Source organism: Paenibacillus sp. FSL E2-0201 (assembly GCF_037963325.1).
Taxonomy (GTDB): Bacteria; Bacillota; Bacilli; order Paenibacillales; family Paenibacillaceae; genus Paenibacillus_AQ.
In genome coordinates this window covers 622978-636739 of the sequence record NZ_CP150154.1, presented here as the reverse complement: position 1 = coordinate 636739, position 13762 = coordinate 622978, and the positions used below count along the sequence as shown (strand labels likewise).

The following is a 13762-nucleotide window of genomic DNA, read 5'->3' as shown; positions in this document are numbered from 1 at the left end:
AAAAAAAACTTTACTCCCCTCTTTGTAACCGTTATAATTAAATAACATGCAATGTGAAATTGAGTTTCAATAGATGAAACAAGGAGGCGCACATATGCCAAGCAAGGATCATTTCTCGTTGGCCCGTACCCTAGAATCAGGTGGCAAATCTTATCGCTATTATGATCTTAACTCCCTTGAGGAACAAGGATTGGGCTCTATCTCTTCCCTTCCTTTTTCAATCAAAGTATTACTTGAAGCAGCTGTTCGTCAGTTTGACGGACGGGCAATTACAGAAGAACACGTGAAACAATTGGCTGATTGGTCAGGTGACATTGACCGCAATAAAGAAATTCCGTTTATCCCTGCTCGTATCGTACTTCAGGACTTTACCGGTGTACCGGTAGTCGTAGATCTGGCAGCTATGCGTGATACCGTAAAGAAAGCCGGAGGAGATCCTAAACAGATCAACCCGCTCGTTCCCGTTGACCTTGTAATTGACCACTCTGTTATGGTTGATGCTTTCGGTACGGCAGATGCTTTGGAATACAATATGAACGTGGAGTTTGAGCGTAACGAGGAACGCTACCGTTTCCTTCGCTGGGCACAGACCGCTTTCAATAACTTCCGTGCAGTTCCTCCAGCTACCGGTATCGTGCACCAGGTGAATTTGGAGTATTTGGCTTCCGTAGCCACTACTAAAACTATCGATGGTGAAACTGTCGTTTATCCAGATTCCCTTGTTGGAACGGACTCCCACACTACGATGATCAACGGACTTGGTGTTGTAGGCTGGGGTGTTGGCGGTATTGAAGCTGAAGCAGGTATGCTCGGACAACCGCTCTATTTTGTTACACCAGATGTAGTGGGCTTCAAGCTAACAGGCAGCCTTATCGAAGGGGCTACAGCAACAGACTTGGCACTGACAGTTACTGAAATGTTGCGTAAAAAAGGCGTAGTCGGCAAATTCGTCGAATTCTACGGTCCTGGTCTTGCTAACATCAGTCTTGCTGACCGGGCAACAGTTGCTAACATGGCGCCAGAATACGGAGCAACGATCGGTTTCTTCCCTGTAGATGAAGAGACGCTTGCTTATCTGCGCAGCACAGGTCGTCCGGATGATCTGGTAGAGCTCGTTGAATCTTACTACAAAGCACAAGGGATGTTCCGCACTTCGGATACACCAGATCCTGAGTTCAGCGATGTAATTGAACTTGACCTAGCTTCTGTCGTTCCAAGCTTGGCTGGACCAAAACGTCCGCAAGACCGGATCGAGCTTACCCACATGAAAGAAAATTTCGAAGGTATTATCCGTACACCTGTAGACAAAGGCGGTTATGGCCTCAGCGATGAGAAAATCGCCCAAGTTGTAGAAATAGAACATAAAAATGGCACCAAAAGTAAGCTAAGCACAGGTGCGGTCGTGATCGCAGCGATTACAAGCTGTACGAATACTTCTAACCCTAGCGTTATGCTTGGAGCAGGTCTTTTGGCGAAAAAAGCGGTGGAACGTGGACTGACCAAACCAGCATACGTTAAGAGCAGCTTGACTCCAGGATCATTGGTAGTTACTGAATATTTGGAAAAAGCAGACCTGCTGAAGCCACTTGAAGCACTGGGCTTCTACTTGGCGGGATATGGCTGTGCTACTTGTATCGGTAACTCCGGTCCACTGCCTGAAGAGGTTAGCCAAGCCATTACTGATAACGATATGACCGTGGCTGCTGTAATCTCCGGTAACCGTAACTTTGAAGGCCGTGTACATGCTCAGGTCAAAGCCAACTACTTGGCTTCACCACCGCTCGTAGTTGCTTATGCACTGGCTGGTACTGTAAATATCGATTTGCAGACTGAACCGCTCGGATTTGATCCACAAGGTGAGCCAGTATTCCTGAAAGATATTTGGCCTACGACTGCTGAAATTCGTGAAGCGATTGGTCTTTCCCTTAGCCCAGAGATGTTCCGCCGTAAATACGAGAATGTATTCACTGCTAACGAACGCTGGAATTCGATCCCTGTTCCGCAAGGCGAGCTGTATGAGTGGGATGACAACTCCACGTATATTCAGAACCCGCCATTCTTTGAGCATCTGGCAGACGGTCTGGGAGACATCAAGGATATCAAGGATGCACGCGTTCTGGCGTTGCTTGCTGATTCCGTAACGACCGACCATATCTCACCTGCAGGTAATATCTCTACCTCTGGTCCTGCCGGCGAATATTTACGCGATCATGGTGTAGAACGTGCAGACTTCAACTCCTACGGCTCACGCCGCGGAAATCATGAAGTCATGATGCGTGGTACATTCGCTAATATTCGGATTCGTAACGCAGTAGCTCCAGGTACAGAAGGCGGAGTTACAACCTTCCTGCCAAGCGATGAAGTCATGTCCATCTATGACGCTTCCATGCTGTATCAGGACGCTGGACAGAATCTCATCGTTATCGCCGGTAAAGAATACGGCACAGGAAGCTCACGTGACTGGGCTGCCAAGGGCACGCTTCTGTTGGGTGTTAAAGCTGTTATCGCTGAGAGCTTTGAGCGGATTCACCGCAGCAATCTGGTTGGTATGGGTGTGCTTCCACTGCAATTCCAGGAAGGACACGGCTGGAGCAGCTTGGGACTGACCGGACGCGAGACCTTCAACATTACCGGTCTCGATAACGAGGTGACGCCAAGCCAAGATCTAACTGTTACCGCTACCCGTGAAGACGGTACTCAGTTCGATTTCCCTGTCACAGCACGTCTCGACAGTACGGTTGATATTGATTACTATCGCAATGGTGGTATTCTACAAACTGTGCTTCGTCAAATGCTGGCAGATGCCACAGATTCTTCGGCTGTGTCGGTAGAATAGATTTAATAAAGGACTGTCTCATGGTCAGGAATGACCATGAGACAGTCCTTTTTTTGGGTGCCCCAGTAGCCGATTGTTGGCTGCTGGGGCCTCTTTGTTGTGTGAGGCCCTTTCCTGAGTCTGGTGGGCTAAGGGGGTGATTAGGATCTTCTGAGTCTGAAAGGCTCCGGCGTTGTAGGTTTCATGCTTAATAATGCAAGTCGAGCGGAGTCACTTTGGAAGCTTGCTTTCAAAGTGACTTAGCGGCGGAGGGGTGAGTAACCGCACGGGTCACAGACATTCCGGCTCTGGCATTTTGACGTTAGGCTTTGCCATATATCCAAACATAATTACTCAAGGATTGCCAAAAGTAGCACTGAGTCGCTTAGTCTTCATTTACCCGTTATTAGCTAAAGCAAGCTGCCCTTCCAAAAAACAAACAGCGATCCTCCAGTAACGGAGTGATCGCTGCTCTACTTCATAATACATGCATATTTTTCTTATGGAATCATCATACCCATTTCACTTGCTGCTTCCTTCAAGATGGCAGCATACTCCACTAACGTATCCCTAGACAGACGGCTGACCGGCCCTGACAGCGATAACGCCGCTATCACATTTCCACTACGGCCTGTGACAGGTACCGCCACAGCGGCCGCACCAGACTCACGTTCTTCGAAACTCGTAGCATACCCCAGCCGGATGATCTCATTAAGCTGCTCTTTATATACTTCCTTCTCAACGTAATCCGGCCACTCCGAGCTCTCCAGCAGTTCTCTCAACACCTCAGGTGGCGCATACGCTGCCAGCACTTTACTCGACGCTCCTACAGATAATGGCAGCCTCGCACCGATCTGTGCGACTCGACGAATTGCCTGCTGGCTCTGTACCGCCTGAATACGCACGCGTTCAATACCATCCCGTAAGTAAAGACTGACCGTCTCACCGAGTCGATCTCTCAGCCGTTCCATAGATGGTAGTAATACCGCTGCCGACTCGTCAAAAGCAGGCAGATGTGTGGACAACTCCCAAATTCGTATACCCAGTCTATATTTTTCTGTCGCCGGATTGCGAATGAGAAACCCCTTTTCCTCGAGTGTTGCCAGCAATCTGTGGACTGTACTCTTATGTAAATCAATCTTTGATGCGATCTCCGTCAACCCTAAATCACTATCCTGCGTAAAACAAAGTAATATGTCGAGCGCACGTTCTACCGCGCGTACCGTTAGCTTTCGGTCCTCCACAGTAATCCCCCCTCGTGTTTCATCAAATGAAACGCGGTTACATTATTATTAATTCTATCTTAGTGCAAAACTCTACGGAAAGTCCAGTATATTCACTGAGCCGGAAAAGACTGGCCCGCACTTTACAGTTATATTACAAAAGGGTCCAATTCATTGACTTTGTAAGGGCTTAAACATACGATAAACATATTAATATATTACTGATGCTTTAGAATCATTTTCGACAAATTATCCTAGGCACTAGTACTCACATCATACTTAGGAGGGGACCTTATGGATCTGACAACCAGCCAAACCGGCACGTCAGTCTCCCGTCGTCCTAAACTACCTAAACAGGGCAGTTCATCACGACTTTCGCTGCGGATGATACGTGTTAAGCATATTATCGTTGCATTGTTATTATCTATATTTTTCTTTTTAGTATTTTGTTTTGTCTCACTTCATGGCTACATCGCCTGGGTGCTGTCCAATCCAACGGTTGCTCCTCTGTACTCCAATCCTATGATTGCCAAGGGTCTCGCCTACGAGGATGTTACCTTTCCGGCTAAGGACGGCAGTCGCATGATGAGCGGTTGGTATATCCCAGCCAAGGACGCCACTAAAACTATCATATTCAGTCATGGCTATGGTGCCAACCGCGAAGAGTCTTGGGTACCCATGTACGATCTCGCTCACTATGCACACAGTCTGAATTTCAATGTCGTAATGTTTGATTACGGCTTTGCTGCCCAAGGGAACAAGGATATTGCAACCGGTGGCAAAAAAGAATCTCAGCAGCTTCTAGGCGCCATTGATTTCGCTAAGGAACGCGGGGCACAAGAGCTCGTTGTTTGGGGCTTCTCTATGGGTGCTGGCACAGCACTGCAAGCAGGATTAGTATCTGAGGATATCGACGCGATGATTCTGGACAGTACCTTTTTGCTAGAACCAGACACGCTGTATCATAATATTAAGCAGAATATCGACCTACCGCGCCAGCCTTCTCTGGCGATCATGGAAATGCTGTTCCCGGTACTGAACGGTACAGGATTAGATCAAATTCCTTATGCAAAGGTTAAATCCAAAGACTATCCTTTCCCTATCCTGTTCATGCATGGAACCAAAGACGATAAAGCTCCTTATCCTATTGCCGAAGAACTGGCAGCGAACCAGAACAATCCTTTCTCTGATTCTTGGATCATTGAAGGTAGTCATCACGAGCTATTGTTCCGCGAGCATCCCCGTGAGTATTTACGGCGGGTCTCCGCTTTCTTAGGGAATGTTCATCTAGCTAAAAGTACTAAGGGTGATCAGCCAGCGATGGCAAGTAATTAACTAAACGATAATAACCAATCGAACAGCCTCTTCCAGGGACAGAAAGAAGTGTCCCCCAAGGAAGAGGCTGTTTTCGTCTCCAGAATAGAAGAAGCCCGAGGAGCGACAGCACTCGAGATGTATGTTCTTCATAACCTTCCAAGACCGATCATATAATGGACTGATGAAGACATATCACGGGAGGTTTTCTTGGCATGCTATATGTATACGGGCCGATGCTGCCAGTACGTATTTTGGAAGAAATCGTATTTTGGAAGACACAAGAGAAAGAGCATACTGAAGTCATCAAAGCGATCGTGCCTAAATTGGAGGAGCCTTATGTGAAACTCCTCGATGAATGGGCCGTTGTTTTCGGTGCAACTGAGCAGGCGGCACAGCAGCTATTGAATGCCGCACTCTCTGCTTCTCCACCCCCACAGGCGGAACTCACTGCAGAAACTGAGAAACTGCTACATATCTCCTGCATTCAATCCCAAGAATTCGTTCGGCAGCTCTTTGCCATCATGGAGAGTAGCGCAGCGGTCAAAGCCGTCCCCCTTGCAACTACTGTGATTCTGCATATTATTCGCGAATCAGAATACTTCCTAGCCGTACTGCAGACACTCAGCTCGCCCGGAAAGCTTTCACAAGTCATGCGCGATTACACAGAGGATTATGTCGTAAACATCGATACAGACAATACCCTGCGGAATGATGGATTCACTACTTTTACTGACACTGTGCCTGATATCCGCGATAAAAACGACGCGGTACCCATTGGCGGCCATACACTACCTCCCTTGCCTTACGCCTATAATGCACTAGAACCTTATATTGACGAAAAGACGATGAGAATTCATCACGATAAGCACCATCAAAGTTATGTAGACGGATTAAACAAGGCAGAAGTTAAACTAGCGGATTCCCGTAAGAACGGGGACTTCGATCTCGTTAAGCATTGGGAGCGAGAGTTAGCCTTTAATGGTGCAGGCCATTATCTCCACACGATCTTTTGGAACGTGATGTCTCCACAAGGAGGCGGACGCCCAACAGGAGCTTTACTAGAAGCTATAGATCAAAGCTTTGGAAGTTATGACAGCTTTAAGAAACAGTTCACCGAGGCCGCGAATAAAGTAGAAGGTGGCGGATGGGCCATTCTCGTCTGGAGCCCGCGCAGCCATAGACTAGAGATTCTTACTGCAGAAAAACATCAAAATTTATCGCAATGGGACGTTGTTCCACTCTTAGCCTTGGATGTATGGGAACACGCCTACTATTTGAAGCATCAGAATAATCGTGCGGATTATATTAACGATTGGTGGAAGGTCGTCAACTGGCCATATGTGTCAGAACGTTATGCTGCCGCTAGTAAACTGGCATGGAAGCCTTATTGATCTTATTCCACTTTGTAGAGAACATAAAGTTTATTCCCATTTACTGACCCAAAAGGACCCATCGTTCACAAAAAGTGAATGATGGGTCCTTCTAATTCGAGGTATAAACACCTCTATATACTATTCTTTAATCAAGTTTAGAAACTCCGCACGAGCGGCGGCGTCCTCCCGGAAGACCCCTCTAGTAGACATGGTTACCGTCTTGCTCCCCGGCTTCTTTACTCCACGTGCACACATACAAAGATGTTCACCTTCCACAACGACCATAACGCCGTGAGGGCTTAATACCTCCGTCATAATATCCGCAATTTGAGTCGTAATACGTTCTTGCACCTGCAAACGCCGACTCACTGCTTCAACAAGGCGAGCTAGTTTGCTGAGTCCAGCAATACGTCCGCTCGGAATGTATCCAATATGCACTTTACCGAAGAAAGGAGCCATGTGATGCTCACATTGGCTGTAATAAACGATATCCTTCACGATCACTAGCTCTTCATGAGACTCATCAAAAGTAACACCGAGCGCCTCGCGGGGATCTATCGAATAACCGCCGAATATCTCCTCGTACATCCGCGTAACGCGGGCTGGTGTTTCAAGCAGTCCCTCGCGGCCGGTATCTTCACCGATTAATTCTAATATTTTCTCAACGTGATACTCGATTTGCTCACGGTTCTCTGATACTTTACCGTTCACGTATTCATTGATGTTCCCCATGATGTCTCCCCCTTCCGCACCCGTATAAATTCTATCCGGACCCGGTTACTTACTTCTACGTTTATTCCCTTTAGCTGCTCCTGGGCGGGCGCCTGTCTGGTTCTGATTCTTCATCATCTGTTGGGCACGTTGCATTTGTTTCCCATTCAGGTTATAACCCATTTGTTTTGCAACCTTTTGCAGCATTTCAGGATCATTCTGCATAGTTGTCATTTGTCTGCGCAGATAATATACACCGATGAAAAAACCACCGATGAGACCTACGACCAATGTAATAATAGGTAATGCGATATTCATCTAAAGCCCACCTCTACACTCTATTGTCTACATCGCCAAATGGCGCGCGAATCTATCATAGCATTTCGAGAACTGTACAGCAATTGGGAATATGCATCCTGTCTATGATCTTTTTCCTTCATTAACTTCACTGTCCTCTCGTGCCTGCTTCGCAGTTAGGAGTACATCCTGTGCCCGGCTCAGCATTTGCCTTACCGTGTCATGCTCCTCGCGTTCTAAAGCCGATTCAACAGCAGCTAGAGCCTGCTCACCACCGATACGTCCCAGCGCCCAAGCAGCAGTGCCTCGCATCTCTGGGCGCGGCTCTTTCAGAACAATATCTGTTAGCTTTGGCACAGCCCCCACTTCCTTAAAATTGCCGAGGGCGATGATCGCATTTCGTTGCATCGGCTTTTTGCCTCTCCAGGCAGCCGAGCTATTGCCGAATCTCTCTTTGAATTCACGATTGCTAAGATCCAGGATCGGCATTAACAATGGCTTCACGATCTCAGGATCTGGTTGCATCTGAGGGCGATGATTCCAGTTCTTCCCCCTATTCTTAGGACATACAATCTGGCAGGTGTCACAGCCGTATAGACGGTTCCCAATCTTGGTCATGTATTCGTCGCTCAGAAACCCTTTAGTCTGCGTCAGAAAAGAAATACAGGCCTGCGCATTCAATTGACCCGGACCCACCAGCGCGCCGGTCGGACAGGCATCAATACACTTGGTACAATCCCCGCAGCCTTCTTCAACAGGCTCGTCCGGAGCAAAAGGAATATTCGTAACCATCTCCCCTAGATAAATCCAAGATCCCCATTTAGGTGAGATGATAGAACAGTTTTTGCCACTGAAGCCTATTCCCGCTCTTTCCGCGACCGCTCTATCCACCAGTACGCCGGTATCCACCATACTTTCCAGCACAGCCTCCGGTACACGCTCATGAATAAAGTCCTCTAGCTTACTTAATGCCTCTCTGAGCACATGATGATAATCCCTGCCCCATGATGCCCGGGCGAGAATGCCTCTACGCGCACCCGGTTCAGATTTCGGAGGATCCACCATTTTGGAGGGATAGGCCACAGCAATCGAAATAATAGACAAGGGCTTGTCCCCAGAGCTTAGTGCGGGGATCGTCCTTTTATCCAAATCCGGTTCCTCGAAACCAGATTCGTAACCTTTGTCACGATGGTCTTGCAGAATATTTTTTAAATATAAAAAAGGCTCCGCAGTTGTAAACCCGATATCATCAATACCGAGTGATGACGCAGCCTCCTGAATTTCCGCTTTAAGCTGTGCCCACTTGGAAGGCGGGGGAGCATAAGGTGACTGAGATGTATCGTTCATTTCCGCCTTCTCCTTTACTAATAATCTATAAATTCCTTATAGTCCTTTCAGTTTAGACAGCGGCCACCAAATATAATCCGCTCTGCCTACAATCATGTCCTGTGGGATAGATCCGAAATAACGACTGTCCTTGCTTGCTGAAGCATGCCGGTTATCTCCCATGACAAAATAGCTTCCGCTCTCCACAGTTAAAGCCGCGAAATCAGGGTCTTCAATTTCGGTATCTATATACGGCTCATTCACTATTTTTCCATTCACATATAACTGGTGATCCTTCACTTCTATGATATCCCCAGGTATACCGATGACTCGCTTCACTAAAAAGTCCTTACGACTGGGCCCCGTGCTCGGATCATGAAGAATGACGACATCCCCGTGTTTCGGGTTTACAAATATCAATGAAAGCTTATTAATAAAAAGCCTCTCACCTTCCAAAAGCGTTGGCTGCATAGACTGACCTTTAACCGTTGATATATTAAATACAAAAATATTAAGAACCGACATCACCGCAAAAACAATTACCGCTGTAAGCAACCAATCCTTCAATTCCGCTACCACTCGACCTCCAAAGCTCTTTTTTGATCTGGAGGATCTATGTCTTTGCTTCCGATTACGCATGAACTCTACTTGGGGCTCCTGGCTCAATATGTCACCTCTTATTCTCGATTATTGATGTTTATACTTGCAGATATTATAACAATAAAAAAGCATATCTCCCAGCCATTAGTAATGGACTTCTGGAAAATACGCTTGAGTATGAATGAAACAGACTATATCATCAACTATAGTTCTTTATTTAGTAAATGTTTCCGCTTACGCATCTGGATGATCAAAATTACCCAACAATGCTCAGCTTCCGGACAGATTTAAAAATTTGATTCTCATTATATCCCATAGCTTCGTACAATGGCAATGCAAAAGAATTATGCTCATCGACGGCTACAAAGATACCACTAACTTTACGAGCTTGAAACCTGGATTCCATAGCCGATACCAGACTTCTTCCGACTCCTCTGCGGCGATAATCAGGATGTACAGCAATCCGGAAATAACAACCGTGGTTTTTCTCAATCGTACCAATCAGTGCTCCAACAATCTCTTCTTCATCTTCAGCAACTACAATGAGATCGGAATCCCATGAAAGCTGCCTGGAGAAAGGCTCGATAGTGTTCTCGAAACATTCTTCCGATAATGCAGTTTGCAGCAAATCAGTCACAGGGCTAACGTCGCTTAATTGAAAGGAACGAACGTGCATTCTTTAAAATCTCCCTTGTCTATGGCTTATGAATTTAACAAAAAGAAGGGGTTCCCTTAACATTGAGAAAATAAAAAAAAGCATCAAATACCGAGGAATACCTGCTTTTAAATCTATTAAAGCACACTTTTCTCGCGATATCATCACTTTTCTTTTGAAAGCGCTTAATATCAAGCGTTTACATTTTGAGTCAGATTCATTGTTTCATTATAAGGGTAATTATAAAGAGTTATGTCTATAGGGTGAAGACTCATGCTTTTTACATTTTAAATACAATTGATATTTCTGTTTACATTCCAATCATACTTTATAAACATTTATGTTTGTTTAGTGTTGCATTATTGATCCAGATACTGTTTAATTAAAGTATCCTATTGGGCGATACCCTATAGTACATATCAACAATAAAGAATTTTGACGATAAACCGCCGAAGTTCTTTATCTATACAAAATTCTAATATACTCAGGAGGGATTTTTCCATGGCATTTCAATTACCAGCACTTCCTTACGCAAACAACGCACTTGAACCACACATCGACGCACTAACGATGGAAATTCACCATGACAGACACCATAACACATATGTGACTAATCTGAACGCAGCTTTGGAAAAGGCACCTGAATTGCAAGGCAAAAGCATCGAAGAACTTCTTACAGATCTGAACGCTGTACCAGAAGCTATCCGCACTGCTGTTCGTAACAATGGTGGCGGACACGCTAACCACACCCTTTTCTGGGAAGTTATCGGACCAAACGGCGGTGGCGCACCAACTGGCGCTCTTGCAGCAGCTATTGATAGCGAGCTGGGCGGATTTGAAAAATTCAAAGAAGATTTCGCAGCAGCAGCAACTACTCGTTTCGGCAGCGGCTGGGCTTGGCTAGTTGTTAAAGATGGCAAACTGGCAGTAACAAGCACACCTAACCAAGACAACCCAATCAGCGAAGGCGCTACTCCAATCCTCGGACTTGATGTATGGGAGCACGCTTACTACCTGAACTACCAAAACAAACGCCCTGATTACATCAAAGCGTTCTGGAACGTAGTAAACTGGGAAGAAGTTGGCAAACGTTACGAAAGCGCGAAATAAGGAATTAAATTTGGCTTGAGCTTATAGCTTAATAGCCTAATTAAAAAAGGTATTCCCTAGCCGAATAGGCTGTGGAATACCTTTTTTTATGTTGCTCTACTGGGCAGAGTCCCTGTCTTACTATAATTGGGGAATAACTCCCTAAAATTCAGCGATATGCTCCATAAACACTAGTAATAAGGGAAAACCTCCCTAAAAACCAGCGGTTCTGGAGCATAAATAAGATATTCACCGAATTTTTAGGGAGGTTTTCCCTAAAATGATTAAAAACAGGCGAAAAGGGCATGATTTCAGGGAAGAATTCCCTAAAAACAAATTTTGATCACTCTTGAAGTCATAAAACAACAGAACCAAATAGATGTAAGCATAGTACATTCCATACTTTGCTTACATCCCATACTTCTACATCAAACAATCTCTACTTCCCCGACTTCGCCTGCTCTTCCTGCTCATCGAAATAAAGATTCAGCAGCTTCAAGAAGACATTAGGGAACGCATAATTAGCCATATCCTCACGGCTAATCCAGCGTACAGCTCCGCCGTCCTCAGGACTAGCGTTACCGTCCTCGAATCTCTCTACGGGTATGCTGCTGTCCATCTCTGGGAACAGCCCCGTATCCGTGTTATACACTGCTCGTCCTTCTGCCGCCATCGGCAGCGGAAGGGCGTCCTCCTCCCTGCAGCGATACACCTGCAGGGTCCACACAATATGGCTGAAGATATGCTCAGCAGCCATCCAGTGCTCCTCAGGCCGGGCGGTGATCCCGGCCTGCCGCAGTGACCGGCGCAGCCGGTCCAGCGCCGCGGCCTCCGGCAGGCGCGCGCTCTTAGCGCCGCCTTCTGCTGGCGGCGCCTGCCAATGCGGCAGCTCCCACATGCGGGCTAACAGCCCGCTTTGTGGCCGCTGCCGGATGAGCACTTGGCCCGCGTGGGCACCGCGGCCCTCGATTAAGGCCGCCAGCCGCTCCTCTGGGCGCGGCGGCTTGGCCTTGGTCTTGACGGGCAGCGAAGTCTCGCAGCCCGCCAGGCGCGCAGCGCAATGCTCCATCACCGGGCAGGTTAAGCAGCTCGGTGATTTCGGGGTGCATACGAGCGCCCCAAGCTCCATAAGCGCCTGATTAAACGATGCAGCTTCTCCCTCCGGGATCAGCTCAGCCGCCAGGCGCTCCATTTTCACGCGGGTGGGTCCCTTGGCGATATCATCCTCGATGAGGAAATATCGAGACAGCACCCGCATCACATTACCGTCCACCGCGGGCTCCGGCCTGTTAAACGCAATGCTGAGGATAGCCCCAGCAGTGTAAGGTCCCACTCCCTTTAAGCTGAACACCGCCTCGCGATCGTTCGGCACCTGCCCACCATAAAGCTCTTTTACCTGCTTGGCTGCATGCTGTATATTACGTGCTCGAGAATAATAACCCAAGCCTTCCCAGCACTTAAGTACATCCTCCTCAGGGGCGTCAGCGAGGGACTCCACCGTCGGAAAGCGTTCAATAAAACGATTAAAATAAGGGATCACCGTATCTACCCTTGTCTGCTGCAGCATGATCTCGGAAATCCAAATATAATAAGGATTGCGATGCCTGCGCCATGGCAAATCCCGCTTCTGCCCTTGATACCACTCCAGCAAATGATAACTGAAATATTGCTTGGCCTCCCGCAGCTCCTGATCTTGTTTATCTTGTCCTTCCTTTAAATCCATCTGATCTTTGCGTTCACACTGGTCTTGTTTTTCTTGTCTCTCTTTTAATTCTTGTCCTTCTTCTCGTTCCTGTAAATCCTGTCGTTCTCGTTGTTTCATTGTAATTCTCCTTGCCCTTCTATAATCATGGTTCAATTCATGAACCTAGTCCCTCTACTACTGCAAAAGCTGAAGCCAAATCACGGCCATGTGTTATCGTAAGATGAATGGTGTACTTCTGTCCTTCAGGTAGATCCAGTCTACCCCAGGCTTCACATGATAAGATTACTTCTGGCTTACCTTTAGGGTCAGGCAATATCTCAATATCGTGAAAACCAACTATATTGCCGATGCCGCAGCCTAAAGCCTTCACAACGGCTTCCTTGGCAGCAAAGCGCCCCGCTACGAACTCGGCCAACCTTCCGCCTCGTTGCTCGGCAAGTAGGTACTCTTGCTCCGTTAGGATGCGCTGATTAAATTTTTTTCCCTGTCCCCTACGTATTACTTCTGAGATTCGTTCAATTTCTAACACATCATGTCCGATTCCGTAAATCAAAATTTCACGCTCCTTATGGACGTGTATCCTATATTACTTCAATAATGGTATGATCATTATACAGGTCATTCATTTCAATTTTAAATTATAGTGCTATA

General features: G+C 46.8%; 11 protein-coding genes and 1 pseudogene. 4 read left to right on the top strand and 8 right to left on the bottom strand.

Annotation, left to right across the window (positions count from 1 at the left end; genetic code table 11):
- Positions 1-94 precede the first annotated feature (94 nt).
- Positions 95-2836, top strand: a complete 2742-nt coding sequence (gene acnA, locus NSU15_RS02910) for an aconitate hydratase AcnA (protein WP_339289071.1) — start codon at positions 95-97, stop codon at positions 2834-2836.
- 479 nt (positions 2837-3315) lie between these two features.
- On the opposite strand, the gene NSU15_RS02905 is transcribed toward acnA, so the two are convergent.
- Positions 3316-4059, bottom strand: coding sequence for an IclR family transcriptional regulator (locus NSU15_RS02905; protein WP_042123945.1), 744 nt, complete (start codon positions 4057-4059; stop codon positions 3316-3318).
- A 273-nt stretch (positions 4060-4332) separates the two neighbouring features.
- Between NSU15_RS02905 and NSU15_RS02900 the strand changes: the two genes are divergently transcribed.
- Positions 4333-5373 (top strand): alpha/beta hydrolase, encoded by a 1041-nt coding sequence (locus tag NSU15_RS02900; protein WP_339289070.1) that lies wholly within the window; start codon positions 4333-4335, stop codon positions 5371-5373.
- Between the two features lie 194 nt (positions 5374-5567).
- Entirely contained in the window at positions 5568-6746 is a 1179-nt protein-coding gene (locus tag NSU15_RS02895) for a Fe-Mn family superoxide dismutase (RefSeq protein WP_339289068.1), read from the top strand.
- A gap of 120 nt (positions 6747-6866) precedes the next feature.
- Here NSU15_RS02895 and folE read toward each other — a convergent pair whose 3' ends face one another.
- The 5 genes and pseudogenes from folE to NSU15_RS02870 form a co-directional block, all read right to left on the bottom strand.
- On the bottom strand, positions 6867-7460 hold the full coding sequence (gene folE, locus NSU15_RS02890) for a GTP cyclohydrolase I FolE (protein WP_076285879.1): 594 nt from the start codon (positions 7458-7460) through the stop codon (positions 6867-6869).
- 45 nt (positions 7461-7505) lie between these two features.
- On the bottom strand, positions 7506-7757 hold the full coding sequence (locus NSU15_RS02885; RefSeq protein ID WP_042123938.1) for a YneF family protein: 252 nt from the start codon (positions 7755-7757) through the stop codon (positions 7506-7508).
- Positions 7758-7928: 171 nt separating this feature from the next.
- A pseudogene (gene queG, locus NSU15_RS02880) lies at positions 7929-9083 on the bottom strand (tRNA epoxyqueuosine(34) reductase QueG); the annotation flags it as partial.
- Between the two features lie 36 nt (positions 9084-9119).
- Positions 9120-9728, bottom strand: a complete 609-nt coding sequence (lepB, locus tag NSU15_RS02875; protein WP_042123934.1) for a signal peptidase I — start codon at positions 9726-9728, stop codon at positions 9120-9122.
- A gap of 190 nt (positions 9729-9918) precedes the next feature.
- Positions 9919-10338, bottom strand: coding sequence for a GNAT family N-acetyltransferase (locus tag NSU15_RS02870; RefSeq protein WP_042123932.1), 420 nt, complete (start codon positions 10336-10338; stop codon positions 9919-9921).
- Positions 10339-10818: 480 nt separating this feature from the next.
- Between NSU15_RS02870 and NSU15_RS02865 the strand changes: the two genes are divergently transcribed.
- Entirely contained in the window at positions 10819-11427 is a 609-nt protein-coding gene (locus NSU15_RS02865) for a superoxide dismutase (protein ID WP_042123931.1), read from the top strand.
- 418 nt (positions 11428-11845) lie between these two features.
- On the opposite strand, the gene mutY is transcribed toward NSU15_RS02865, so the two are convergent.
- Both mutY and acpS read right to left on the bottom strand, forming a co-directional pair.
- On the bottom strand, positions 11846-13129 hold the full coding sequence (gene mutY / locus NSU15_RS02860; RefSeq protein ID WP_339291222.1) for an A/G-specific adenine glycosylase: 1284 nt from the start codon (positions 13127-13129) through the stop codon (positions 11846-11848).
- Between the two features lie 136 nt (positions 13130-13265).
- Positions 13266-13664, bottom strand: a complete 399-nt coding sequence (acpS, locus tag NSU15_RS02855; RefSeq protein WP_339289067.1) for a holo-ACP synthase — start codon at positions 13662-13664, stop codon at positions 13266-13268.
- Positions 13665-13762: the final 98 nt, after the last annotated feature.